This window comes from Pseudomonas sp. GW823-FHT02C05 (assembly GCF_058797595.1).
The window spans coordinates 625111-649709 of record NZ_JBXAJU010000001.1 but is presented as its reverse complement, the minus strand read 5'-3'; the positions used below and the strand labels follow the sequence as shown (position 1 = coordinate 649709).

The following is a 24599-nucleotide window of genomic DNA, read 5'->3' as shown; positions in this document are numbered from 1 at the left end:
GTCCTTCAGTTCCAGGCGTGGCGGGCCGGCTTGATGCCGTTGAGCAGGTAGTTGCCGATCAGGTGATATTTCCAGCGCGCCGGATCGTGCAGGGTGTGGGTGCGGGCGTTGCGCCAGTGGCGGTCGAGGTTGTACTTGCCCGACACCGAACGGGTGCCGGCCAGCTCGAAGAGTTTGCTGGCGGCGAGCAAGGCACTCTCCGCCGACAGCACCTTGGCCTGGGCCACCACCAGGGAGGCCTGGGCGACGCTGTCTTCACCGGGCTGGGCCAGGGCCTGATCGACCGCCTCGGCGGCCTTGGCGAGGATCGCCTCGGTGCCGTGCACCCGCCATTCCAGGTCGCCGATGGCGGCAATGGTGAACGGGTCCTGCCAGCCATGGTCCAGGCCACTGTCGATCCACGGCCGGGATTGCCGGGCATGGTGCTTGGCGTCTTCCAGGGCGGCGACGGCGATGCCGGTGTCCACCGCGGCCTGGATGATTTGCGAGATCGGGCCATCGGCGGTGGGCTGGTCGAAGGCCCGATGGGCCGGGATCACCGCGCTGCGCGGCACCCGCACCGCCTTGAGGCTGACCCCGCCGCTGGCGGTGGTGCGCTGGCCGAAGCCGTCCCAGCTGTCGATCACCGTGAGGCCAGGGTTGTCGCGCTCGATAAAGGCAATGTGCGCCTGGTTGTGTTCGTCCACCGCCACCGCCGGGACGATGTGGGCGAACAGCGCCCCGGTGCAGTAGAACTTCTCGCCGTCGATCTGCGCCTGTTCGCCGTCGAAACGGATCTGGGTTTCAAAGGCGCCGACGTGCTTGCTGCCGGCCTCGGAAAACGCATTGCCGAAGCGGTAGCCCTGCAACACCTTGGCGAAGTAATGGCGCTTCTGCTCTTCGCTGGCGGTCTGCAGCAGGATGTCCACCACTCCCAGGTGGTTCTGCGGCAACTGGCCGAGAGACGGGTCGGCGGCGGAAATGAGCTTGATGACTTCCACCAGGGTGGCGTAGGACACCCCGGCGCCGCCGTACTCTTTGGGGATGGTGATGCCCCACAGGCCGCTGGCGGAAAATTGGTCGAGCTCTGCCCGGGGCAGGCGCCGCTCGCGATCACGCAGCGCCGCCTCCACGGCAAAGCGCTGGGCCAGGGCCCGGGCCACGCTGATGGCTTGCGCATCGTTCTGGATGAGATGGGCACTGCGAGAGGGTTGGGCTGGGGCTGTCATGGGCCGACTCCGCTTCCTGAACATCAAGGTGAACACCCGTCGCGGGGTTCTTTCCAGGACAATTGCAGGAGTCGTGCCTAAATATAAAAACCTTTAATATCAGCAGCTTGCTTGATAATTCAGCTAAAAGACATCAACTGAAAACAGGCAAAATGTCCAACTGCTGTTGCTGGGCAAACAGCGCTTGCCGGGCCACGGGGCATCAGATCACCACGTTGCGCACGAAGCGCGTGGCCCGGGTGCCGTCGTTGCGGTAGCCGTGGGGCACGTGGCTGGCGAACATGAAGAAGTCACCGCATTCCAGGCGCCGTTCAGTGTCGCCGAAGAACACCGTCAGGCAGCCTTCGAAGACGTAGATCTGCTCGCTCCAGCCCTCGGCGTCGCACTCCGAGTGATAGACCTCGCCAGGCTCCAGCTGCCATTCCCAAAGCTCCACTTCACGGGTGGCCTCGGCCTTGGCCAGGAGCAGCGCCTTGCTGCCGGGGATAGCACCGGCCCAGGCCAGCTCGTTGATGCGGCTCGAATCCCGGGATTCCGGGGCCTGGATCAGGTCGCTGAAGGCCACGTCCAGGGCTTCGGCCACCCGGTCCAGGGTGCCGAGGCTGACGTTCTTCTCCCCCGCCTCTATCGCCACCAGCATCCGCCGGCTGACATTGGATTTTTCCGCCAGGGCGCTCTGGCTCAAACCCGCGGCATTGCGCAGGCGGCGGACGTTGAGGCTGACATGTTGCAGGACCGAGGCCCGCTGGACGTTTTCTTTGTGCACTATATTGCTCACTCCTGGGGCCTGCGCAGTATACTGCCCAACTTCCGGCGCATTGTGCGTCCCCCTCAGGTAGCACGCAAGGCCATGACAGCAACGCCCTCCCGCGGATTCCAGTTCAAGTTGAGCAAGGCCGAAGCCGTGCTGGTGCTGATCACCATGATCTGGGGCGGCACCTTCCTGCTGGTGCAGAACGCCATGAGCGTCAGCGGGCCGATGTTCTTCGTCGGCCTGCGCTTTGCCGCAGCGGCGTGCATGGTCGGTGCATTCTCACTGCGCCACTTGCGCGGCCTGACCCTGTTCGAACTGCGCGCCGGGGCCTTTATCGGCACCGCGATCATGCTCGGCTACGGTTTGCAGACCGTGGGCCTGCAAAGCATTCCCAGCAGCCAGTCGGCGTTCATCACCGCCCTTTATGTGCCCTTCGTGCCGCTGCTGCAATGGCTGTTCATGGGCAAGCGCCCGGGGTTGCTGCCGAGTATCGGCATCATGCTGGCGTTCACCGGGCTGATGCTGCTGTCCGGGCCCAATGGCGCCTCCCTGGACTTCAGCCCCGGGGAGATCGCCACCCTGATCAGTACCGTGGCCATTGCCGCGGAGATCATCCTCATCAGCAGCTTCGGCGGGCGGGTGGATGTGCGCCGGGTCACCGTGGTGCAACTGGCGGTCACCTCGCTGCTGGCGTTCGCCATGGTGTGGCCGACCGGGGAAGCGCTGCCTGGGTTTTCCTGGCTGCTGCTGGCCAGCGCCCTGGGCCTGGGGGCTGCCAGCGCGGTGATCCAGCTGGCAATGAACTGGGCGCAGAAAAGCGTCTCGCCGACCCGCGCCACCCTGATCTATGCCGGCGAGCCGGTGTGGGCCGGGATTGTCGGGCGCATCGCCGGGGAGCGCCTGCCGGGGCTGGCGTTGCTGGGCGGCGCCTTGATCGTGCTGGCGGTGATCATCAGCGAATGGAAGCCCAAGGCAGAAGCCGGACAGCAGAGCGGCGAGGCGGTGGAGTCCTGAGCAACGGCCCGCTGCGGGGGCTGCTTGCTGGTGAGGGAGCTCTTGAGGGCCCTTTCGCTGGCAAGCCAGCGCCTACGGCTGGCTGGGGTAGTGGTGGGGACTGTAGGAGCCGGCTTGCCGGCGAAGGTGCTCTTGCAGGCGCTCTCGCTGGCAGGCAAGCGCCTACAGTGCGGGGTCCCCGGGGGCGTAGAGCCAGGTGGGGACGGTCAGGGAGCCCTTGTGCTTGGGCTCCAGCAGTACCCGGTCATTTTCAGGCTCGCCGTGATAGTAGAAGTAGGCGTGGTAGAGCGCGTGCCCCTCGGCAAAGGCGCGGTCGAAATAGAGCACCGTGCCCGGCGGCAGCACATAGTTGCGCTCATCCCCCTGCGGGCCTTCGATGACCAGCGTCTGGCGGGTCTTGAGCATGTCGGGGCGGTCCAGATAATGCTCCAGGCCAATGCCCGATGCCGCACCAAAGGCGGTGAACAGCACGGCGAACGCGCCCCGTCGAAACAGCCGGCCCAAGGCCGATCCTTTAATCATGTGCACCCTTGTCGATCCTTGTGGCGGCTTGAACTGGGCAGGGCATTTGCCCCACAGCACCCGGTGAACGGGCGCATCAGGCATTTGTCTCCTACCTTTGAAAGCGTATGTAACATTTCTTAGGGGGCCCGGGCCGCGCATGGCGGTTGGTGATCCAGGGCCTGGCACGTATTATGCGTCATACTTTTCCGCAGATTAGAAGCCTATGTCCCTGATAGTTCTACTGCTTCTGCCATTCATCGGCAGCTGTCTGGCGGCCCTGTTGCCGCACAACGCACGTAACACCGAATCTCTGCTGGCCGGCCTGGTGGCACTCATCGGCACCATCCAGGTGGCTCTGCTGTACCCGCAGATCGCCGATGGCGGGGTGATTCGCGAGGAGTATGCCTGGCTGCCGAGCCTGGGGCTGAACTTCGTGCTGCGCCTGGACGGCTTCGCCTGGCTGTTCTCGCTGCTGGTGCTGGGCATCGGCAGCCTGGTGGCGCTCTACGCGCGTTATTACATGTCGCCGCAAGATCCGGTGCCGCGTTTCTTCGCCTTCTTCCTGGCCTTCATGGGGGCCATGCTCGGCCTGGTGATTTCCGGCAACCTGATCCAGATCGTGTTCTTCTGGGAGCTCACCAGCCTCTTCTCCTTCCTGCTGATCGGCTACTGGCACCACCGCTCCGATGCCCGCCGCGGCGCCTACATGGCGTTGATGGTCACCGGTGCCGGGGGCTTGTGCCTGCTGGCCGGGGTCATGCTGCTCGGCCATGTGGTGGGCAGCTACGACCTGGACCAGGTACTGGCTGCCGGAGACAAGATACGCGCCCACGCGCTCTACCCGATCCTGTTGCCCCTGATCCTGCTGGGCGCCCTGAGCAAGAGCGCGCAGTTCCCCTTCCACTTCTGGCTACCCCACGCCATGGCCGCACCGACCCCGGTCTCGGCCTACCTGCACTCGGCGACCATGGTCAAGGCCGGGGTGTTTCTCCTGGCCCGCCTGTGGCCGTCGTTGTCCGGCACTGAAGAATGGTTCTACATCGTCAGCGGCGCCGGGGCCTGCACCCTGGTGCTGGGCGCCTACTGCGCGATGTTCCAGAACGACCTCAAGGGCCTGCTGGCCTATTCCACCATCAGCCACCTGGGGCTGATCACCCTGCTGCTGGGCCTGAACAGCCCGCTGGCCGCGGTGGCGGCGGTGTTCCACATTCTCAACCACGCCACGTTCAAGGCCTCGCTGTTCATGGCGGCCGGGATCATCGACCACGAAAGCGGCAGCCGTGACATCCGCAAGCTCAACGGCCTGATCAAGCTGATGCCCTACACCGCGACCCTGGCCATGGTGGCCAGCGCCTCCATGGCCGGGGTGCCGCTGCTCAACGGCTTCCTGTCCAAGGAGATGTTCTTCGCCGAGACGGTGTTCATCAACTCCAGCGCCTGGGTGGAAATCGCCCTGCCGGTGATCGCTACCATCGCCGGGACCTTCAGCGTCGCCTACGCCCTGCGCTTCACGGTCGACGTGTTCTTCGGGGAGCCGGCCACCGACCTGCCGCACACGCCCCACGAGCCGCCGCGCTGGATGCGTGCCCCGGTTGAACTGCTGGTGTTCACCTGCCTGCTGGTGGGGATCTTCCCGGCGCAGATCATCGGCCCGCTGCTGGCCGCCGCGGCGCTGCCGGTGGTGGGCGGGACCCTGCCCGAGTACAGCCTGGCCATCTGGCACGGCCTCAATGCGCCGATGATCATGAGCCTGATCGCCATGTCCTGCGGCATCGTCCTCTACCTGCTGCTGCACAAGCCGCTGGTGGCGGGCCGTTTCGCCTACCCGCCGGGCGTGGGCCGTCTCAACGGCAAGCTGTTGTTCGAGCGCAGCCTGGTGGGCATGACCCGCCTGGCCCGGCGCCTGGAACGCCGGTTGAGCACCAAGCGCCTGCAGACCCAGCTGTTCGTGCTGATCCTGGCGGCGGTGATCGCCGGGCTGATCCCCATGCTCTACAGCCAGCTGACCTGGGGCGACCGGCCGAAGATCCCCGGTTCCATCGTCTTCGTGACCTTCTGGCTGCTGGCCATCGCCTGCGCCCTGGGCGCCGCCTGGCAAGCCAAGTACCACCGTCTGGCCGCCCTGACCATGGTCAGCGTCTGCGGCCTGATGACCTGCGTGACCTTCGTCTGGTTCTCGGCGCCGGACCTGGCCCTGACCCAGCTGGTGGTGGAAGTGGTGACCACGGTGCTGATCCTCCTCGGCCTGCGCTGGCTGCCACGGCGGATCGAGGACGTCTCGCCCCTGCCCAGCAGCGTGCCCAAGGCGCGCATCCGCCGCCTGCGCGACCTGAGCCTGTCGGTGGCCGTGGGCCTGGGCATGGCAGTGCTGTCCTACGCCATGCTGACCCGCCCCACTCCCAACGACATTTCCTCGTTCTACCTCAGCCGCGCCCTGCCCGAAGGCGGCGGCACCAATGTGGTCAACGTGACCCTGGTGGACTTCCGCAGCTTCGACACCCTGGGCGAGATCACCGTGCTGGCGGCGGTGGCCCTGACCGTGTTCGCCCTGCTGCGCCGCTTCCGCCCGCCCAAGGAAAGCATGCAGTTGCCGGCGCAGCAGCGCCTGCTGGCCCCGGACGTGGTCACCGACCTGGTCAACCCGCGCCAGGCCAGCGACACCGCCCTGGGCTTCATGATGGTGCCGGCGGTGCTGGTGCGCCTGCTGCTGCCGATTGCCCTGGTGGTGTCCTTCTACCTGTTCATGCGCGGGCACAACCTGCCGGGTGGCGGTTTCGTCGCCGGGCTGGTGATGTCGGTGGCCTTCATCCTCCAGTACATGGTGGCGGGCACCCAGTGGGTCGAGGCGCAGATGAGCCTGCGGCCGTTGCGCTGGATGGGTACCGGCCTGCTGGTCGCCCTGGCCACCGGCCTCGGCGCCCTGGCCTGGGGCTACCCGTTCCTGACCACCCACACGCTGCATGTGGACCTGCCGCTGTTCGGTGATATCCACATCGCCAGCGCGCTGTTCTTCGACATCGGCGTGTACGCCGTGGTGGTGGGCGCGACCCTGCTGATCCTCACGGCCCTGGCGCACCAGTCGGTGCGGGCCCACAAGCCGGCCAGCCAGGCCAAATCCCTGACTCAGAACGGAGCCGCCTGATGGAAGAAGTCATCGCAATCGCCATTGGGGTCCTCGCCGCTTCCGGAGTCTGGCTGGTGCTGCGCCCGCGGACCTTCCAGGTGGTGATGGGCCTGTGCCTGCTGTCCTATGCGGTCAACCTGTTCATCTTCAGCATGGGCAGCCTGTTCATCGGCAAGGAGCCGATCGTCAAGGACGGCGTGCCCCAGGACCTGCTGCACTACACCGACCCGCTGCCCCAGGCGCTGGTGCTCACGGCCATCGTCATCAGCTTCGCCATGACCGCGCTGTTTCTGGTGGTGCTCCTGGCTTCCCGGGGCCTGACCGGCACCGACCACGTCGATGGCCGGGAGCCCAAGGAATGAATCCGTTGTCGCACCTGATCGTCGCCCCCATCCTCCTGCCGCTGCTGACCGCGGGCATCATGTTGCTGCTGGGGGAAAAGCATCGCCCGCTGAAAGCCCGGATCAACCTGCTCTCCACCCTGCTGGGCCTGTGCCTGGCGGGCTACCTGCTGTACTGGACCCAGGTCCAGGGCGCCACCGGTTCCTTCGGCGTGTACCTGCCCAGCAACTGGCAGGTGCCGTTCGGCATCGTGCTGGTGGTCGATCGCCTGTCGGCGCTGATGCTGGTGCTCACCGGTATCATCGGGGTCAGCGCGCTGCTGTTCGCCATGGCCCGCTGGGACGGCGCCGGGGCCAGTTTCCATGCCCTGTTCCAGATCCAGCTGATGGGCCTCTACGGGGCCTTCCTGACCGCCGACCTGTTCAACCTGTTCGTGTTCTTCGAGGTGCTGCTGGCGGCGTCCTACGGCCTGATGCTGCACGGCTCGGGGCGCGCGCGGGTGTCTTCGGGGCTGCACTACATCACCATCAACCTGCTGGCCTCATCGCTGTTCCTGATCGGCACGGCGATGATCTACGGGGTCACCGGGACCCTGAACATGGCCGACCTGGCGATGAAGATCCCCCTGGTGCCGGAAGCGGACCGCGGCCTGCTGCACGCCGGTACGGCGATCCTGGCGATCGCCTTCCTGGCCAAGGCCGGGATGTGGCCACTGAACTTCTGGCTGGTGCCCGCCTACTCCTCGGCCAGCGCGCCGGTGGCGGCACTGTTCGCCATCATGACCAAAGTCGGTGTGTACACCGTACTGCGCCTATGGACCCTGCTGTTCTCCGGGCAAGCCGGGGCCTCGGCCTATTTCGGCAGCCAGTGGCTGGTGTACGGCGGCATGGCGACGATCTTCTGCGCGGCCCTGGCGATTCTTCCGGCCCAGCGCCTGGAGCGCATGGCCAGCCTGAGCATCCTGGTGTCGGCCGGCATCCTGATCTCGGTGATCGGCTTCGCTCAGCCGGCCCTCACCGGCGCGGCGCTGTTCTACCTGTTCAGCTCGACCCTGGCGATGTGCGCGCTGTTTTTGCTGGCAGAACTGATCGAGCGTTCGCGCTCGGCCAACGAGATCCCCCTGGAGGATGAAGGCGAGATCCTGCCGCGGCCCATGGAGTCGCTGCACCCGCCACGGGGCAGCAACCTCGACGATGAACAGAAAGTGGTGGTCGGCCAGGTGATCCCCTGGACCATGGCCTTCCTCGGCCTGAGCTTCATCGCCTGCGCCTTGCTGATCATCGGCATGCCGCCGCTATCGGGCTTCATCGGCAAGCTCAACCTGATTGCCGCCCTGCTCAACCCCAAGGGCCTGGGGGCCAGCGAGGGCGCGCCGATCACCCCGGCGGCCTGGTGCTTCCTGGCGCTGTTGATCCTCTCGGGCCTGGCCTCGCTGATTGCCTTTGCCCGCCTGGGTGTGCAGCGCTTCTGGACCCCGGAGGAACGCCCTTCGCCGGTGCTGCGGCGCCTGGAGTGCCTGCCGATCGTGGCGCTGCTGGGGCTCTGCGTGCTGCTCAGCTTCAAGGCCGAGCCGTTGCTGCGCTTCACCCAGGCCACCGCCGACAGCCTCAACCACCCGGAGCATTACGTGATGGCGGTGCTCGGCACCCGCACCGTGCTCAGCCCTGAATCCAAGACCGCAGCGGCAGTGGAGGTGCACCCATGAAGCGCCTGTTCCCCGCGCCATTCCTGTCCCTGGCACTGTGGCTGCTCTGGCTGGTGCTGAACCTGTCCCTCAGCCCGGGCAACCTGCTGCTGGGCGCCCTGCTGGGCTTTCTCGCGCCGCTGCTGATGCAGCCCCTGCGGCCCCTGCCGATCCGCATCCGCCGCCCGGGCACCATCCTGCGCCTGTTCCTGGTGGTGGGCCGCGACGTGCTGGTGTCCAACCTGCTGGTGGCCTGGGGCGTGCTCAACAACGGCCGGCGCCCGGTGCACTCGGCCTTCGTCAAGATCCCCCTGGACCTGCGGGACGCCAATGGCCTGGCGGCGCTGTCCACCATCACCACGGTGGTGCCGGGCACGGTCTGGTCCGAGCTGTCCCTGGACCGCAGCCTGCTGTTGCTGCACGTCTTCGACCTGAAGGACGAGGCGCAATTCATCCAGCACTTCAAGGCCACGTACGAGCGCCCGCTGATGGAGATTTTCGAATGAGTGTCCTGCTGACCAACGCGATCTTGCTGAGTCTGTTCATTTTTTCCCTGGCCATGGTCCTGACCCTGGTGCGCCTGTTCAAGGGCCCCTCGGCCCAGGACCGGGTTCTGGCCCTGGACTACCTGTACATCCTGGCGATGCTGATGATGCTGGTGCTGGGCGTGCGCTACGCCAGTGACACCTACTTCGAGGCGGCGCTGCTGATCGCCCTGTTCGGCTTTGTCGGCTCCTTCGCCCTGGCCAAATTCCTTCTGCGTGGCGAGGTGATCGAATGAACAGCCTGGAACAATTGCCACTGTGGGTGGAAGTGCTGGTGGCCCTGCTGCTGGTGATCAGCAGTGTGTTTGCCCTGATCGGGGCCCTGGGCATCCTGCGCATGAAGAGCTACTTCCAGCGCATGCACCCGCCGGCCCTGGCCTCCACCATGGGCTCCTGGGCCGTGGCCCTGGCGTCGATCCTGTACTTTTCCGCGCTCAAGTCCGGGCCGGTGCTGCACGCCTGGCTGATCCCGGTGCTGATGTCCATCACCGTACCGGTGACCACCCTGCTGCTAGCGCGGGCCGCGCTGTTTCGCAAGCGCATGGCCGGCGACGATGTACCGGCGGAAATCAGCAGCAAACGCAGCGAAACCGGCAACTGAGCACATCCGCTGCACCTAGGAGCCGGCTGCCGGCGACGAGGCCCGTGAGCCTTGCGGCGACTTCGAAAACGCCTTCGCTGGCAAGCCAGCTCCTGCACCAGCCAGCACCTGCACTGGCCAGCGCCGACTGACTGCCCTCAGGCCCAGGCCAGCACCAGCAACCCGGCCCCCAGCACCACGCACAGGGGGGAATAGAACAGGGTGTCGAGGCGGGCGAATTTCGAATCCCGGACTTCCTTGAAAAAACCCACCAGCTCGGAGTCGCCGATGGCCCGGGCGAACATCAGCAAGGCAATGGCGCTGATCACCCACTGCAGAGACGGGTGGGTCACCGTCGGCAGGTAGAGCCCGACCCTCAGGCACACCAGCATCGCCACCAGCAACAAAGCCACTGCCACCAGCATCGTGGCCAGGGCCGGCGGGCGGAACGCCGGCTGGGTCATCCCGGGCCCCGGCCCCGGCACCTCGGGGATCACCGCATCACTGCCACGCTTGCCACCCGCAGCCCAGTACAGATGGATCAGACTGATCAACAGGAAGCTGCCAGCCACCCCCTGTGCGAGCAGAAGATTCATGTTCAGACGTCCGTGCAGAAAATGTCGCTGAAGAATGGACTCGATTGACCGTTTTTGTAAGTACGTTCGTCGCCTTCGATGATAAAGTGCCGCCCCATGAAATTTGCCCGTTCCGATCGCTCGCTCGTTGCCTGGATGCTCTATTGCTGCGTCCTGTTCAACGTGTTCGCCTGCAGCATCGGCCACGGGCAGATGCTCGGCATGCAGCTCAACGGCATCGGCGGGCAGTTCTGCAGCGTCGACCCTGCCACCCAGGCGCCGCTGCAGAAACCGGCCGACCAGGGCTCCCTGCCCACTCTCTCCAAGGCCTTCGGTTGCCCGCTGTGCTCCACCGGCGGCATGGGCCCGGCCCTGAACTCCAGCCTGACCCTGGCCCTGCTGCCGCAGCCCCAGGCCCCGCCTGCGCGCACCCTGGCCAAGACCGACCTCCCCGCCCGCTCCACCTGGCCCGCGGCCCATCCCCGGGCACCGCCTCTCGCCTGATTCCTGCTCGTGCTCAACCTGCCCACTGCGCTGTCGCGCGGCGCGCGTTCGTGGGCCTTTTCCTAGCCAAGAATTCAGGATGCACCGATGAAACACCTTCCTTTGCTGGCGAGCCTGCTGGGCTGCCTGTCGATCAATGCCTGGGGCCAGCCGAGCCTCGAACTGGCCCCCACCACCATCGGCGCCGATGAGGCCGATGCCGAGCCGGGCCTGAACCTGGACCAGTCCAGCGGCATGGCCTCGCGCCTGGGCCTGAGCCTGCGCGAAACCCCGGCCTCGGTGGCCGTGGCCAGCCGCCAGGACCTGGAGCGAAGCGGCGCCCGCACCTTCCAGGAAGCGGCCAACGCCCTGCCCGGGGTCAACGCCAGTGCGCCGCCGGGGTTCGGCGGCTTCGTCTCCTACCGTGGTTTTACCAGCAGCCAGATCACCCAGATGTTCAACGGCATCAACATCGCCACCGGCCTGGCCCGGCCCGTGGACGCCTGGATCTACGACCGGGTGGAACTGGTGGGCGGCCCCTCGTCGCTGATCAATGGCGCCGGCTCCGTGGGCGGTTCGCTGAACTACGTGACCAAGCTTGCGGACCGACGCGAACAGGCTGCCGAAGGCCTGCTCGGCTACGGCAGCTACGACACCACGCAGACCGCTTTCGGGGTCAACCACGCCCTCAGCCCGGCCGGCGCCGAGGTGCAGCACTACGCGCGCTTGGACGTCAGCCACAACACCAGCAACGGCTACATCGACCGCCAGGAAAGGGATGCCTGGAGCCTGGCCTTCTCCCTGCTCAGCGACCTGACCCCGGACCTGTCCCACACCCTGGCGGTGGAATACCAGGATGAACACGAGGACAGCCCCTACTGGGGCACCCCGGTGCTCAATCCCAAGGCCGGTGAGCTGAAGATCGACAAGCACAACCGCTTCAACAACTACAACGTCGCCGATGGCCTGTATGAGCAACGCACGGTGTGGCTGCGCTCGATCATCGACTACCGGATCAACCCCAGCACCAGCCTGCGCAACACCCTCTACCACCTGGACAGCCAGCGCGACTATCGCAACCTGGAGACCTACCAGTACAACGCCGACAACAGCCGGGTGAACCGCTCGACCGCCTACCTGGTACGGCACCAGGGCCAGCAGGACGGCAACCAGTTCGAACTGCGCCACGATGATCAGCTGTTCGGCCTCGACACCACCTGGTCCGGGGGGGTTGAGTACAAGGTCAACAGCACCACCAACTCGCCCTGGAACGTGCCGGCCAGCAACAGCGTCGATCCCGGCAACTTCCAGCCGGGGTACTTCTATGACCTGAAGGGCACCCGCCAGGGCTGGGCCAAGGACAAGACCAACCAGGTCACCACCCGCGCCCTGTTCGTCGAGAACCGCCTGGCCCTGACCGACGAGCTGTCACTGCTCAGCGGCCTGCGCTACGACGCCATCGACCTGGACGTGACCAACCACCGGCTGATCACCGCCAGCAACCCGCGCCACCTCAAGCGCAGCTGGGAACCGGTCACCGGGCGCCTGGGCCTGACCTGGCAGTTCCTGCCCAGCGCCAATGTCTACGTGCAGTACAGCACCGCCGCCGAGCAGCCCAGTGGCACTCAGAACTTCGAGGTGTCCACGGGCAAGCAATGGGAAGTGGGCAGCAAGTTCGACTACCTGCAAGGACGGGGTTCGGCGACCGTTGCCGCCTATCGCATCGAGCGCAAGGACTTTGCCGTCACCGATCCCCTGGACCCGGCCAACAGCATCCCGGTGGGCCAGCAGACCTCCAGGGGCATCGAGCTGGCCAGTTCCCTGCACATCACCCCCAAGCTACTGGCGCAAGCCAACTTCGCCTGGGTGGATGCCGAGTACGGCGAGTTCAACGAGAAGATCGCCAGCGGCGCGGTGGTTTCACGCAAGGGCAACACGCCGACCAACGTACCGGACCGGCTGGCCAACCTGTGGCTGACCTATGACCTGTCGCCCAACTGGCAGACCGGGGTCGATGCGCGCTACGTGGCCTCGGTATACGCCGACAACGCCAACACCCTGCGGATGCCCGCCTACACCCTGTACGGCAGCTTCCTGCGCTACAAGGTCGACAGCCACACCACAGTGACCGGCCGGGTGCGCAACCTGACCAACGAGGTCTATGGCCAGTTCGCCCATGTGTCCCCGGCGTACTACCTGGGCCAGCCGCGAACCTTCGAGGTGGCGGTGCAGACCCGCTTCTGACCCCTGCCCTGCACCCGCCGGGCGCAAGGTTCAAGGGCCCATTCGCCGGCACGCCGGCGCCTACAAGGTGGCGGCGATCCTGTCCGCCACGTCCCGGGGCACCCAGGCGCGCCAGACGTCGGGGTGCTGCTTGAGGAAGGCCCGGGCCGCGTCCCGCGGGGCGCTGTGGTTCTCGCTCATCTGCGCCAGGGCGCGGTTCAGGGGCTCGATGGGCAGGTCGACCTTGGCGAAGAACTGCGCCAATTGCGGGTACTGCTTCTGGAATGGCGTGGACACCCCGATCGACAACCTGGAGGCCAGGGAACGGGTTGGCCGGGGGTTGGGGTTGGCGGCGTCGGTCAGGGTCTTCCAGGCTTCGGCGTCAAAGGGCGGTTCTTGCAGTTGCACCAGCTTGAAGCGCCCGAGCAGCGGCGTGGGCGACCAGTAGTAGAACAGGATCGGCTTGCCGCGACGGATCGCCGAGCTGATCTCCGCATCCAGGGCCGCTCCGGAACCGCTGCGAAAATTCACGTAGCTGTCCTGCAGGCCATAGGCCTTGAGCTTCTGCTGGTTGACGATCTCCGAGGTCCAGCCGATCGGGCTGTTGAGGAAACGCCCCTTGTCCGGGCTCTCCGGGTCCTTGAACACGTCCTTGTAGCGGGCCAGGTCGGTCACGCTGCGCAGCTCCGGCGCCAGCGGCTTTATACCCTTGGCCGGGTCGCCCTTGATCACGTATTCCGGCACCCACCAGCCTTCGGTGGCGCCCTTGACCGTATCCCCCAGGGCCTGCACCTTGCCTTCGGCCTCGGCCTTGACCCACACCGGGCTGCGCCCCGCCCACTCTTCGCCGATCACCTGGATGTCGTTGTTGGCCAGGGCCGTTTCCAGGGTGATGGTGGTGCCGGGCAAGGTGTCGGTGGGCAAGCCATAGCCCTGCTCCACCATGATCCGCAGGATCTCGGTGATCAGGCTGCCGCTTTCCCAGTTCAGGTCGGCGAAATGAATCGGTTGCGGCGCCGCCACAACCGGCTGCGCCGTACTCAGGGCGGCAAGGCTCAACAGGCTGCTGGCCAGCAGCGCGCGGATTCCTTTCATCGGGGTACACCTCTTGGGTCAGGACCTGGGCCACAGGGGCAGGCAGCGCCTAAGCGCACGGCCCCCAAAGCATTAAGTCAACTGACTGTAGTAGAGGTTCAGTAGTTTCAACCCCAGGCCATTCCCGGATGGCCGCTCAAGAGGCCGGAGGCTCCTGCAACCGCTGCAACTCGCGGCGCACCATGCTGGCGTAGGCCGCGGGGCGCAGGTTGTACAGCTGGGCGGCGACCCAGTTCAGCCAGGCGCCCTGGAGCACGGTCTTCTGCGCGAACAGGCGCTGGGCTTCAGCGCTCGCGGCCTGTTGATGCTCATGGTGAAACGCGGCGCGGCCCTGGCTCATCACTCGCTGGCCTTGAAGCTCACCAGTTCGCCCTTGCGCCATTTGGCGGCCTTGGCGGTCACCGCCTTGAGGGTCTTGGTCAGGCCTTCCTGCAACTGCTCGTTGGCGGCAAACACGGTCACCACCGAATGGCCTTCCTTGAACAGGATGCCCTGCCCCAGGGGGCTGCTGACAAAGGCGTAGTCGCCCAGGCCGTAGACCGTCAGCTTGATCTCGCGAAAGCGGATCTCCATCTTGCCGCCTTCACGGCTGGGCAGCACGGCGGCGCGAAAATGATCGCCGACCTTGAGTTCAAGGCGCGGCTTGTCGTCCACCACCAGGGCCGTCTCGGTGTCGATCTCGGCGACGTAGATGCCTTCGGCGGACTGTTCGGTGAGGTAGACAAAACGAGATTGGAACTGCTTGACCAGCTTTGCGCGCAAATCACCCAACACGAACAATGCATGCATTTCAAGATTACTTACTGCCAAGGAACACTCCCCGATACTCAAAATGATGTCGCCCGGAAAAAAACGGACGGCACGAAAAAACCGCCATGACGGCGTAGTCACCCCAATCGGTTACCCAATACACACAAGTGCAGCTGGCACTCCTGGCCACGACGCTGGCGGCGGCACTGAGCAAGGGGCATTTCGCCGATGCATCAGGCACATGTCGAAGGCGTGAGGAGTGAGCTCTGACCCGCAAAGCGTGGCGGCGCGTCGTCGGGGGTGGGTGCTGGAACAGGCCTGCTGGCCGGATGCACCCGGGTCACGATTCCCCCGGTCGGCAGCCACTTCGGGTTGCAGAGGCAATTCTAGAGCAACTTTGTGCATTTCGACTATTTAAAGCGCACACCGGCTTCGCGCGCACCCACTTCAGCAAAAGCCGGAGTTGACGCGCAGCCGGTAATATTACCCAGCAACAGAAGCAGGAAGTTTCAGATTAGATCATCAGAATAATCGCCACCTAGAATCCAAATGATATAACTCAGCCCGCCATCACCCAACAACTGCCATACTCCGCCATTGATTGAATGCCCCCCTCTTGGGGGGCGTTCAAGCACTCACTCATCTCCAAGGGAAGGCTAGAAGTGACCGAACTAGATATTGGCGAGTTTTTCATTCGTGGCGAGTGCAGAGAAGTCGAAGGCGAGTTCCAGGCCGTGATTGCCATGCGCGCCAAACCCCCACTGACCCAGGTCACCTTCCACCAGGTGGAACGCGATCGCTGGTTCAAGACCTCGGAAGACGCTGCCGCGGCAGCCAGAGCGTCGGCCAAGGCCCTCAAGCAGGCCATCGACCAGGGCGCCCTGAACGCCTGACAGACAGCGCCAGTCAAGGATCCGACAGCGCGACCGATACAAAGGCGAGATCCGTTTAAGAGCATCATGATGATCGACTTGAAACCCCCATCTCGCCTGGCCGACTTTCTCAAGCCGGATCCAAGCACTGCGGTACTGGAAGCCTCGGACGACGGCGAGACCCTGGTCCTGAGCCGCTCCAGCGCGCAAACCCCGGAAGAGGCGCTGTTGCTGGCGAAGAAAAAACGCATCCGCCAACTGAAAAAGCAGATCGAGCTGCTGCAACAGAAACTGCAGCGGGCCAAGGCCCGCCTGGCCACGGTCAAGGGCGCCAGTTCCGGCTCCGACACCGGCCGGGCCATGGCCCTGTCGTCCGCCCGGGCCCAAGTCATGGCCTACAGCACTGCCCTGTCCATGGCCCAGACGGCGTTGTTCCAGGCCGAGAGCGGCACCCTGGCCTGAACCCTTGGATCGAACTTGCGCGCCCGCCATGCCTCAGATGCACTGAGGCAGCGCCGGTGCTGCCCGTCACCCAAGGAGATCACCATGGAAGCGCCCACCCATAACCTCGAAGGGCTGTTCGACCAGTTGGGCCTGGATTCCAGCCCCGCCGCCATCGATGGTTTCATCGCCCGGCACTCGCCCCTGGACGAAGACCTGAAAATGATCGACGCCCCCTTCTGGACGCCCCAGCAAGCGGCCTTTCTCAAACAGCAACTGCGCGAAGACGCCGACTGGGCGCCCGTGGTGGACGAGCTCAATCTGCGCCTGCACCAGGCCGGTTAAGCCGAATGCCGCAGGTGCCGGCCGCCGGGCAGCAGCACCTGCAGCTGCTGCTGCCAGGCCAGCCGGCACTCCTCGGCCTCGGCGCGGCTGGCAAAGGCCGTGCCGCGCTGTTCGCCATTGACCAGAACCACCCAGCACGCACGACGGCCCTGGGCCCGCAGGCTGGCTGGCACGCCGCTGCCAATCATCACCGCTACATCGACTTTGCTGTGCATGGAGCTACCTCCAGAAAATTAGTTAGCTGCCTAACGATGTTGGCATACTAACTAACTTGCCGGCCCCTGGAACAGCCTGTTCCTGCATTGCAGCATTACCGATAGCGTAACAATGGAGGCCTCAGCCCTTGCCCGAGCCTGGCGCCTGCTCGGGTTTGTAACCCAGGCGCAGCCCGCCCCAGTGCCGGCCGCGAACCATGATCGGCACCGAAAGGTCATGCATCAGCTCGCCGGTATCCCGGGTATAGGTCTGCAGAAGCAGCGGTTGCTGGTGGCTGCCACAGCGGATCCCCGTGCGGTCGGCGAACTTGCGCTTGCTGCGGTTATGCAGGTTGTCCACCTCGGGATCGCCGGTCAGCGGCTGGGAAAAAACCTTGTTGTGGGTCGGCACGTAGCCTTCCTGGGTACAGGCGATGGCGAACACCAGGCCATCGTGGCGCGGCAGCAGGGATTCCTGGATCGGCGGCAGCACCTGATCGGTGTAGCGGTCGAAGCGGGTCTGGTATTTGGCCGGGTCGGTGTTGGCGATCAACTGGTAGTGACGATCGAACAGATCGTCGAGGCTGATGCGGTTCTGCTCCAGGTCGGCCTCGAACTGCTCGGCAATGCGCCGCGCGCCTTCGCGGGCCAGGTCGTAGATGCGCTGGTGATAGTCATCCAGGCCCACCGCCGCCAGGCGTTCGCTGATGGTTTCCGCCTGCCCTTCCATCTGCACCGCGGCCTGCGCCAGGCTGCGGGTCTGCTGGTCGCTGACCGCCAGGTCGCTGCGCATCTGCTCCACGGCATGAAACAGGCTGTCCAGTTGCTCGCGGTTGGTCTCGGCGCCCCGGGCGATCTCGCTGACCTGCCCTTCCACCCCGGCCGCCAGGCGCGCGATGTTGTCCAGGTGACGACCGGTGTGCTCCACCTGCTCGACCCCCAGGTTGAGGTCGTCGGCCAGCTGGCGGATCTGCTCCACCACGTCGCTGGTGCGCTGCTGGATATCCGCCACCATCACCCCGACCTCGTCGGTGGCCGCGGCGGTGCGCCCGGCCAGCCCGCGCACCTCATCGGCCACCACCGCGAAACCGCGCCCGTGTTCCCCGGCCCGGGCTGCCTCGATGGCCGCATTCAGCGCCAGCAGGTTGGTCTGGCTGGCGATGGACTGGATCACCAGGGTCACCCGCTGGATCTCCTCGCTGCGCTGGCTCAGGGCCTCGATCAGCTCACGGCTGCCATTGGCGCGCTGGCTGAGCAGGTGCATGCGGCTGATGGATTCCCCCAGCACCGTGCGCCCTTCGGCGCTGCTGGCATGGGCCTCGCTGGCGGCGCCCAGGGCCTGCTGGCTGAGTTGGGAGGTGACCTGCTCGGTCTTGATCATCACTTCGGCGTTGCCGACGATGCGCGCGGCGGCGTCGAGCTGGGATTGCAGCTTGCCTGCCAGCTGGGTCACCGAGTAGGCCACGCCCGCCGCGGACAGTGCGTTATGGGTGGTGCCGTAGGACAGGTCGCGGGTCAGCGCCGACAACTGATCGTCAGCCGTCGCGTTCGCCACCAGGGGCCGCCCGCGCCCGCGCAACCGCGGCAGCCAGATCACCAGCACCGCCACGGGCAGGCACAGGTACAGCGACCAGCCGCCCAGGGCCTGGCCGGCGAACAGCGCCATCAGCGCCGCGCTCTGCAAGGACGGCGCCCACCAGCGGGCGGCGGTTTCGGGTGTTGCCAGCGGCTGTGCGACCGGCGCCGCTAGAGATCCATCTCTTGACATCTGTGTCACCCCACATCGTTCTAATTGTTTGCGGCATTAGACGCCACTAGAGGGCCATTATCCATGGTCCCTTAGTCGCGGGTTTGCAGCAGATCAAGAGAATGTGCGGGCGGGCACTGCCCGAAAAAACAGAGCCCCCGCTGTGGCGGGGGCTGGCGATCAGGCTTGACGCTGATGCTTGTCGATCTGCTCGTGGCGCTCTTGGGCCTCGATGCAGTACTTGGTGGTGGGGCTGATCAGCAGGCGCTTGAGGCCGATCGGCTCGCCGCTGTCGTCGCACCAGCCGAAGCTGTCGTCGCTGATCCGGCCCAGGGCCTGTTCCAGTTGCGGCAGCATGCGCTGGTCGCGATCAATGGCGTTGACCAACCAGGTGCGCTCTTCTTCGACGGAAGCGGCGTCGGCCGGGTCAGCCGGGGTGTCCAGGCTTTCAATGGCGATCCGGTTCTGTTCGATGCGCTCGTGGGTTTCCACCTTCATGGCTTGCAACAGGTCGCTGAAAAAAGCGTGCTGCTCGGCATTCATGTAGTCATCCGCCGGCATGGCCAGCAACTTTTCCTTGGTCATTGATTTCTCTATAAAAAATACGTGCATTAAGGCGAATTCAAACTGTTTCCGGTTGACCCGTCAGGTCATCAGAAAGGCGCCATACCTTCCAAGCGCCACCCGGCACTCAATTTACGAGGGGCGGCAGTCTAAGGCCGGTTTGAGGGCGCAGCAACTGAAATGACAGCGAATCTGTCCGACAAACCGCACAAAGCCCGCAAATGCGGGCTTTGGTGGCGTTTATTGGAGTGCGTTTATAACAAAAAATTCCATAGCCATGGGTCTGTTAGAAGACAAACGGCAGTGCCGGACGGCGGATTCTGGCCGTTTTCAACGATTTCCAGGGGCACCGGCCGGCAGGCGAAGAGGCCTTTGGAGCGGGTCAGGGCTCGGGAGCGTATGCGCTGGCACGCCGGCTCCTGCACCAGCCGGCGCCTCTCCCCTGCTCAGCGCTTGAGCTTGCGCTTGTTGCGGTACTGGTCGATGACCACCGCCACCACGATGATCAGGCCCTTGATGATGTCCTGGATGTAGGCATCGACCCCGACAAAGGTGAAGCCACTGGCCATGACCCCGAGGATCAGCGCGCCGATCACGGTGCCGGTGATGCGCCCCACCCCGCCGGCCAGGCTGGTGCCGCCGATCACTGCCGCGGCAATCGCGTCCAGCTCGTAGGACATGCCCATCCCCGCCTGCCCGGTGGCGGCCCGCGCCGAGGCCACCACCCCGGCCAGCCCCGCCAGCAGCCCGGCAATGCTGTAGACAATCACCAGGTGGCGCTTGACGTTGATCCCCGAGGTCCGCGCCGCCTGCATGTTGCCACCGATGGCATAGGTGTACTTGCCGTACTTGGTGTAGCGCAGGGCGATATGAAAGATCAGTGCCACCACCAGGAAGATCACCACCGGCATCGCCCCGTGGCCGATGGCGGTGTAGGAATCGGAGAGCATGCTCACCGGCTGGCCCTGGGTGTAGTAACGCGCCAGCCCCCGGGCCGAGACCATCATCCCCAGGGTGGCAATAAAGGGAGGAATGCCGGTCAAGGCAATCACACTGCCGTTGATCGCCCCCGCCAGGAGGCCGACCCCGAGCCCGGCCAGCACCGGGATCCACACCGGCAGGTCGGTCAGGGATGGAAACACCGCCCGGGTGAAGTCCGAGGTCTGGGCCAGGCTTGCGGCAATCATCGCCGACAGGGCCAGCACCGAACCGGAAGACAGGTCGATGCCGGTGGTGATGATCACCTGGGTCACGCCGATGGCCAGCAGGCCGATCACCGAGACCTGGAGAATCATCAGCACCAGGCGCTGGGAATTGAGCAGGAAACTCTGGTCGCGGACGATCCAGCCAAACAGCTCGAACACCAGGCCGATACCGATCAGCACCAGGAAGATGCTCAGCTCGGTGGGCAGTCGTCGCCGGGGCTTGACTGCCACCGCCGCGGGTTTGTTGTCGATTATCGCGTTCATTGCCAGCCACCACCCTTGGGTTGAATGTCGTCTAGTTCAGGCCCGAAGCCAGTTGCATGACCCGTTCCTGGGTCGCCTCGTTGCGGTCCAGGGTGCCCATCAGTTGCCCTTCGTGCATGACCATGACCCGGTCGCTCATGCCCAGCACCTCGGGCAGTTCCGAGGAAATCATGATCACCGCCATGCCCTCACCGGCCAGACTGGCGATCAGGCGGTAGATCTCAGCCTTGGCCCCCACGTCAATGCCCCGGGTCGGCTCGTCGAGAATCAGGATCCGCGGCTGGGTCATCAGCCAGCGCGCCAGCAGGGCCTTCTGCTGATTGCCCCCGGACAGGGTGTCGATGCATTGCTCCAGGGACGGGGTCTTGACCCGCAGCTTCCTGCACATGTCCTCGCACAAGGCGCGCAAGGCCTTCTGCTGGACAAAACCGCCGCCGGCGTAGTGCGGCAGTACCGCCACTTCCATGTTTTCCAGGACCGACAGGCAGGGGAACAGGCCACTGAGCTTGCGATCCTCGGTCAGCAGGGCAAGGCCCTTCTCGATCGCCCGGTGCGGGTCGCCGATGCGCAGGGGCTGGCCGTCGAGGACAATCTCGCCGCCATCGCTTGGGGTGATGCCGAACAGGGTTTCGGCGACATTGGTCCGCCCCGAGCCCATCAGCCCGGCAATGCCGAGGATCTCCCCGGCATGCAGATCGAACGACACGCCCTTGAACACCCCGTCCAGGCGCAAGTCGCGGACCTTGAGCAGCAGCTCGCCGATAGGCTTCTCGCGCTGGGGAAACAGCTGGCTCAGCTCGCGCCCCACCATCATCGAGATCAGGCTGTCACCGTCCAGGCTGTCGGCCCGTTGCAGGCCGATGTAGGCGCCATCGCGAAACACCGCCACCTCATCGGCGATGGCGAACACTTCGTTCATCTTGTGGGTGATATAGACGATGCCCTTACCCTGGGCCTTGAGGTCGGCAATGATCGAGAACAGGTGCGCCACCTCCTTGTCGGTGATGGCCGAGGTCGGTTCGTCCATGATCAGCACGTCGGAGTCGTAGGACACCGCCTTGGCGATCTCCACCATCTGGCGCTCGGCGATGCTCAGGTTGCCCACCTGCTCCTCGGGGTCCAGTTCGATGCGCAGGCGCGCCAGCAAGGCGGCGGTGCAGCGGTGCATTTCCCGGTGGTCGATCAGGCCCAGGCGGTTCTGTTGCTCGCGGCCGATCCAGATGTTCTCGGCGATGCTCATGTGCGGCATCAGGTTGAGTTCCTGGTGGATCATGGCGATCCCCGCCTGCAGCGCCGCCAGCGGCGTGGCGAAGGTCACAGGCCGGCCCTTGAGGCGCAGTTCGCCAGAGTCGGGCTGATAGATGCCCGCGATGATCTTCATCAGGGTCGACTTGCCGGCACCGTTCTCGCCCATCAGCGCCAGGACCGTGCCGGGGCGTACCCGCAGTTGCACGTTGGCCAGGGCCACCACCCCGGGAAAGCCCTTGCTGACATTCAGCACTTCCAGCAGGTAGGGCTCCTGGGGCGCCACGGCCGGGCTCAGGGAGTGCAGGCTCGAAGCAGAAGCACAAGCGTTCATGATCAGCTACTCCAGCGGCCGGGCAGCCAGCGCCGCCCGGCCCGCGTGTGATTGAAGGGCCGGCGCCTACTTGAACTGGGCGACCGTTTCCGGCGTGATCAGGCGGTAGGGAATCCACACCGCGGCGTCCACCGGCTGCTTGTTGGCCATCTTCACCGCGGTTTCCACCGAGCCGTCGGCCTGGCCCTTGGCGTCCTGGAACACCGACACCGCCAGCTCGCCGCGCTGCACCGCGCGCAGCCCGTCGGGGGTGCCGTCGACCCCGGCGATCAGCACGCTGCCCTTGGCCACCCCGGCCTGGTTCAGGGCCATGGCCGCACCGATGGCCATCTCGTCGTTGTTGGCCACCACCGCATTGAACTCGCGGCCCTGGGTCAGCCAGTCGTTGACCAGGGTCATGCCCTTGTCCCGCAGCCAGACGCCAGTCTGTTCCTGGTCGACCTTGATCCCGGGGTACCGGGCCAGCACCTCCTTGACCCCCTTGGTGCGATTGGTGGTGGAGTTGTTCGCCAGGTCGCCGAGAAGGATCACGATGCTGCCCTTGCCGCCCATTTTCTCGGCCAGGTACTGCATCTGCATCTTGCCTGCCTCCAGGTCGTCGGAGGCCACGGTGACCACGCCCTTGGGCAGGTTCAGGTCGTCCGGGCGACGGTTGACGTAGACCAGGGGAATCCCGGCCTTGACTGCCGCCTCGGTGATCTTGCGAGTGGCGGCGGTATCCACCGGGTTGACCACGATGGCGTCGACCTTCTGGCTGATGAAGCTTTCCACCTGGCTCAGCTGCTTGACCACGTCACTGCGGGCGTCCTCGAACTGCAACTGCACGCCTTCGGGCATGGACCTGGCCTTCTGGTCCATGGACTCGCGCAGGTAGGTCAGCCAGGTGTCGTCGAACTGCGACATGCTCACGCCGATGCGCACCTGGGCCAGCGCCGCGCCACTGAACAGCATCAGCGACAGGGCAAGACACGCCACTCGGTTCTGAATGTTCATTAAGAGTCGTTCTCCACATGCTTGTTGGTGGGTGGCCGTGCTCAGGCCGGCGAATACAGAACCGGGGCCCCGGGCATGCAGCCCAGCAGCGCGCCCTGGTGTTCGACACACAGGCCGCTGAGCAGGGTCAATAAACGAGAGGACCAGGGAGTGACGGGCAGATCGCGGGAGGCGGCGCCCCGGGTACGGGACAGCCATTGCAGAGCAGAGCGGAAGGTTTTCATCGACGGCACCTGTTTGTTCTTGTTGGTGGGTTCTCCAGGGCTCAAGCGGGGCTTGAAGGCCATGGGAACCTTGTAGGGTCGGCTACCTGGAAACGACTTTATTGGAAAATAATTTCTATATCAACTCATTTTAGAATTTTACTGCAATTGCATTTCCAGCAGCCAGATCCCTCGCTTCCCGCAGGAGACGGCTTGCCGGCGAAGGGGCCCGCACGCCTTGCAGCGCCCTGGAAAACACCTTCGCTGGCAAGCCGGCGCCTACAGAAATCCCGGGGTTCAGGCGTAGAGCGCCGGGCGCTGGGGCAGGCTGATGGGGACGATCGCCCCGCTCTGCTGGGCCTCGATGCAGGCGTCGGCCGCCACCGCCGCGGCCAGGCCGTCCCAGGCCGAGGGCCCACCCACCCGGCCAGCGCGCACGCCATCGACAAAGGCCTGCAACTCGACGTCATAGGCGGCGATGAAGCGCTCCTTCCAGTCCATCAGGATCGCGCTGGACAGGCTGGCCGCGCTGCGCAGCTGGACCTGGGGCGGCTCCGGCAGGCGGGCGATGCCGCTCTCTCCCACCACTTCGCACTGGATGTCGTAGCCGTACTGGCAGTTGACGAAGATCTCCACATCGATCCGCGTGCCCCGGGCGGTTTCCAGCAGCACGATCTGCGGGTCGCGCAGTTGGGCGTGGGCCTTGCCGGTCTTGCGCGGGAACAGCACCTGCACCGACACATAGTCGTCCGCCAGCAGCCAGCGCAGCACATCCAGCTCGTGGATCAGGGTGTCGGTGATGGCCATGTCGGTCTTGTAGTTCTCCCCCACCCGCGGGTTGCGGTGAGCGCAGTGCAGCATCAGCGGCTCACCGATGCGCCCACTGTCCAGCACCGCCTTGAGCGCCTGGTAGCCGGCGTCGTAGGGGCGCATGAACCCCACCTGCACCAGGCGCCGGCCGTGGGCAATCTCGGCCTCGACGATGCGCCGGCAGCCGGCGGCGGTCACCGCCAGGGGCTTTTCGCAGAACACCGGCTTGCCGGCGGCGATGGCCGCCAGCACGAACTCTTCGTGGCTCGGGCCCCAGGACGTCACCAGCAGCGCCTGGACCTCCGGCGCCTGGATCAGGGCATGGCCGTCGGGGTAGACCTCGGCCTCAAGCGTGAGCCCGGCCAGCACCCGGGCCGCCTGCTGCGGGTCGATGTCGGTTACCGCCACCACCCGGCAGCCCTGCAGGGTCTGGCTGCAACGCCGAATGTGATCCTGACCTATGGCACCAGTGCCGATAACGCCTAGCTGCAAAGACATGGG

At 65.3% G+C, this 24599-nt stretch carries 27 protein-coding genes; 12 read left to right on the top strand and 15 right to left on the bottom strand.

The genetic code is table 11. From position 1 onward, the window contains the following. Positions 1-5 precede the first annotated feature (5 nt). Both AC1RGE_RS03215 and AC1RGE_RS03210 read right to left on the bottom strand, forming a co-directional pair. Positions 6-1208 (bottom strand): SfnB family sulfur acquisition oxidoreductase, encoded by a 1203-nt coding sequence (locus AC1RGE_RS03215; RefSeq protein WP_492583323.1) that lies wholly within the window; start codon positions 1206-1208, stop codon positions 6-8. 202 nt (positions 1209-1410) lie between these two features. Beyond that, on the bottom strand, positions 1411-1974 hold the full coding sequence (locus AC1RGE_RS03210) for a helix-turn-helix domain-containing protein (protein ID WP_011060910.1): 564 nt from the start codon (positions 1972-1974) through the stop codon (positions 1411-1413). Between AC1RGE_RS03210 and AC1RGE_RS03205 the strand changes: the two genes are divergently transcribed. Continuing rightward, entirely contained in the window at positions 1969-2976 is a 1008-nt protein-coding gene (locus AC1RGE_RS03205) for a DMT family transporter (RefSeq protein ID WP_072442447.1), read from the top strand. The two genes, AC1RGE_RS03210 and AC1RGE_RS03205, sit on opposite strands and share 6 nt — an antisense overlap. A gap of 162 nt (positions 2977-3138) precedes the next feature. Here AC1RGE_RS03205 and AC1RGE_RS03200 read toward each other — a convergent pair whose 3' ends face one another. Further along, complete coding sequence (locus AC1RGE_RS03200; protein ID WP_492583321.1) at positions 3139-3498, bottom strand: hypothetical protein; 360 nt, start codon at positions 3496-3498, stop codon at positions 3139-3141. Positions 3499-3703: 205 nt separating this feature from the next. Between AC1RGE_RS03200 and AC1RGE_RS03195 the strand changes: the two genes are divergently transcribed. The 6 genes from AC1RGE_RS03195 to AC1RGE_RS03170 are packed head-to-tail and all read left to right on the top strand — an operon-like array spanning position 3704 to position 9776. Further along, positions 3704-6622, top strand: a complete 2919-nt coding sequence (locus AC1RGE_RS03195) for a monovalent cation/H+ antiporter subunit A (protein ID WP_011060907.1) — start codon at positions 3704-3706, stop codon at positions 6620-6622. After that, positions 6622-6966 carry a Na+/H+ antiporter subunit C gene (locus AC1RGE_RS03190; protein ID WP_011060906.1) on the top strand — a complete coding sequence of 115 codons (345 nt, stop codon included), beginning with the start codon at positions 6622-6624 and terminating at the stop codon, positions 6964-6966. Before AC1RGE_RS03195 ends, AC1RGE_RS03190 begins: the two co-directional genes overlap by 1 nt. Further along, positions 6963-8651, top strand: coding sequence for a monovalent cation/H+ antiporter subunit D (locus tag AC1RGE_RS03185; protein ID WP_492583319.1), 1689 nt, complete (start codon positions 6963-6965; stop codon positions 8649-8651). Before AC1RGE_RS03190 ends, AC1RGE_RS03185 begins: the two co-directional genes overlap by 4 nt. Continuing rightward, the gene (locus tag AC1RGE_RS03180; protein ID WP_011060904.1) at positions 8648-9136 is read left to right on the top strand and encodes a Na+/H+ antiporter subunit E; all 489 of its coding nucleotides are present in this window, start codon (positions 8648-8650) and stop codon (positions 9134-9136) included. The genes AC1RGE_RS03185 and AC1RGE_RS03180 overlap by 4 nt, the downstream gene beginning before the upstream one ends. Continuing rightward, the gene (locus tag AC1RGE_RS03175) at positions 9133-9411 is read left to right on the top strand and encodes a K+/H+ antiporter subunit F (protein ID WP_011060903.1); all 279 of its coding nucleotides are present in this window, start codon (positions 9133-9135) and stop codon (positions 9409-9411) included. The genes AC1RGE_RS03180 and AC1RGE_RS03175 overlap by 4 nt, the downstream gene beginning before the upstream one ends. Continuing rightward, entirely contained in the window at positions 9408-9776 is a 369-nt protein-coding gene (locus AC1RGE_RS03170) for a Na+/H+ antiporter subunit G (protein WP_011060902.1), read from the top strand. The genes AC1RGE_RS03175 and AC1RGE_RS03170 overlap by 4 nt, the downstream gene beginning before the upstream one ends. A gap of 137 nt (positions 9777-9913) precedes the next feature. Here AC1RGE_RS03170 and AC1RGE_RS03165 read toward each other — a convergent pair whose 3' ends face one another. Next, positions 9914-10351, bottom strand: a complete 438-nt coding sequence (locus AC1RGE_RS03165; protein WP_019094294.1) for a DUF3995 domain-containing protein — start codon at positions 10349-10351, stop codon at positions 9914-9916. Between the two features lie 96 nt (positions 10352-10447). Here AC1RGE_RS03165 and AC1RGE_RS03160 point away from each other — a divergent pair, with 96 nt between their 5' ends. Then, complete coding sequence (locus AC1RGE_RS03160) at positions 10448-10834, top strand: DUF2946 domain-containing protein (RefSeq protein WP_026020110.1); 387 nt, start codon at positions 10448-10450, stop codon at positions 10832-10834. A gap of 87 nt (positions 10835-10921) precedes the next feature. Beyond that, entirely contained in the window at positions 10922-13057 is a 2136-nt protein-coding gene (locus tag AC1RGE_RS03155) for a TonB-dependent receptor (protein ID WP_492583317.1), read from the top strand. A 60-nt stretch (positions 13058-13117) separates the two neighbouring features. Here AC1RGE_RS03155 and AC1RGE_RS03150 read toward each other — a convergent pair whose 3' ends face one another. The 3 genes from AC1RGE_RS03150 to AC1RGE_RS03140 all read right to left on the bottom strand — a co-directional run bounded on the left by AC1RGE_RS03150 (position 13118) and on the right by AC1RGE_RS03140 (position 14941). Then, positions 13118-14131 carry an ABC transporter substrate-binding protein gene (locus AC1RGE_RS03150; RefSeq protein ID WP_015635323.1) on the bottom strand — a complete coding sequence of 338 codons (1014 nt, stop codon included), beginning with the start codon at positions 14129-14131 and terminating at the stop codon, positions 13118-13120. Positions 14132-14267: 136 nt separating this feature from the next. After that, complete coding sequence (locus AC1RGE_RS03145) at positions 14268-14471, bottom strand: hypothetical protein (protein WP_015635322.1); 204 nt, start codon at positions 14469-14471, stop codon at positions 14268-14270. Further along, positions 14471-14941: a hypothetical protein gene (locus tag AC1RGE_RS03140; RefSeq protein ID WP_026020109.1), complete on the bottom strand. Its 471-nt coding sequence runs from the start codon at positions 14939-14941 to the stop codon at positions 14471-14473. Before AC1RGE_RS03140 ends, AC1RGE_RS03145 begins: the two co-directional genes overlap by 1 nt. Before the next feature lie 602 nt (positions 14942-15543). Between AC1RGE_RS03140 and AC1RGE_RS03135 the strand changes: the two genes are divergently transcribed. The 3 genes from AC1RGE_RS03135 (at position 15544) to AC1RGE_RS03125 (ending at position 16539) form a co-directional block, all read left to right on the top strand. Continuing rightward, the gene (locus tag AC1RGE_RS03135; RefSeq protein ID WP_026020108.1) at positions 15544-15774 is read left to right on the top strand and encodes a hypothetical protein; all 231 of its coding nucleotides are present in this window, start codon (positions 15544-15546) and stop codon (positions 15772-15774) included. A 78-nt stretch (positions 15775-15852) separates the two neighbouring features. Continuing rightward, positions 15853-16215, top strand: a complete 363-nt coding sequence (locus AC1RGE_RS03130; protein WP_169891827.1) for an HlyD family secretion protein — start codon at positions 15853-15855, stop codon at positions 16213-16215. A gap of 84 nt (positions 16216-16299) precedes the next feature. Continuing rightward, positions 16300-16539 (top strand): DUF2789 domain-containing protein, encoded by a 240-nt coding sequence (locus AC1RGE_RS03125; protein WP_011060895.1) that lies wholly within the window; start codon positions 16300-16302, stop codon positions 16537-16539. On the opposite strand, the gene AC1RGE_RS03120 is transcribed toward AC1RGE_RS03125, so the two are convergent. The 8 genes from AC1RGE_RS03120 to iolG form a co-directional block, all read right to left on the bottom strand. After that, a complete protein-coding gene (locus AC1RGE_RS03120) occupies positions 16536-16754 on the bottom strand; it encodes a hypothetical protein (protein ID WP_019094291.1) in 219 nt (72 codons plus the stop codon). The two genes, AC1RGE_RS03125 and AC1RGE_RS03120, sit on opposite strands and share 4 nt — an antisense overlap. Positions 16755-16875: 121 nt before the next feature. Further along, positions 16876-18114 (bottom strand): methyl-accepting chemotaxis protein, encoded by a 1239-nt coding sequence (locus AC1RGE_RS03115; protein ID WP_374046142.1) that lies wholly within the window; start codon positions 18112-18114, stop codon positions 16876-16878. A 546-nt stretch (positions 18115-18660) separates the two neighbouring features. Then, positions 18661-19065 carry a TraR/DksA family transcriptional regulator gene (locus AC1RGE_RS03110; RefSeq protein WP_011060892.1) on the bottom strand — a complete coding sequence of 135 codons (405 nt, stop codon included), beginning with the start codon at positions 19063-19065 and terminating at the stop codon, positions 18661-18663. Positions 19066-19490: 425 nt separating this feature from the next. Then, complete coding sequence (locus AC1RGE_RS03105; RefSeq protein WP_011060891.1) at positions 19491-20513, bottom strand: ABC transporter permease; 1023 nt, start codon at positions 20511-20513, stop codon at positions 19491-19493. Between the two features lie 31 nt (positions 20514-20544). Then, complete coding sequence (locus tag AC1RGE_RS03100; RefSeq protein ID WP_093408673.1) at positions 20545-22092, bottom strand: sugar ABC transporter ATP-binding protein; 1548 nt, start codon at positions 22090-22092, stop codon at positions 20545-20547. 66 nt (positions 22093-22158) lie between these two features. Next, positions 22159-23085, bottom strand: coding sequence for a sugar ABC transporter substrate-binding protein (locus AC1RGE_RS03095; protein WP_011060889.1), 927 nt, complete (start codon positions 23083-23085; stop codon positions 22159-22161). Between the two features lie 41 nt (positions 23086-23126). Beyond that, positions 23127-23372 carry a hypothetical protein gene (locus AC1RGE_RS03090; protein ID WP_011060888.1) on the bottom strand — a complete coding sequence of 82 codons (246 nt, stop codon included), beginning with the start codon at positions 23370-23372 and terminating at the stop codon, positions 23127-23129. Between the two features lie 213 nt (positions 23373-23585). After that, positions 23586-24596, bottom strand: coding sequence for a bifunctional inositol 2-dehydrogenase/D-chiro-inositol 1-dehydrogenase (gene iolG, locus AC1RGE_RS03085; RefSeq protein ID WP_053157967.1), 1011 nt, complete (start codon positions 24594-24596; stop codon positions 23586-23588). Positions 24597-24599 lie beyond the last annotated feature (3 nt).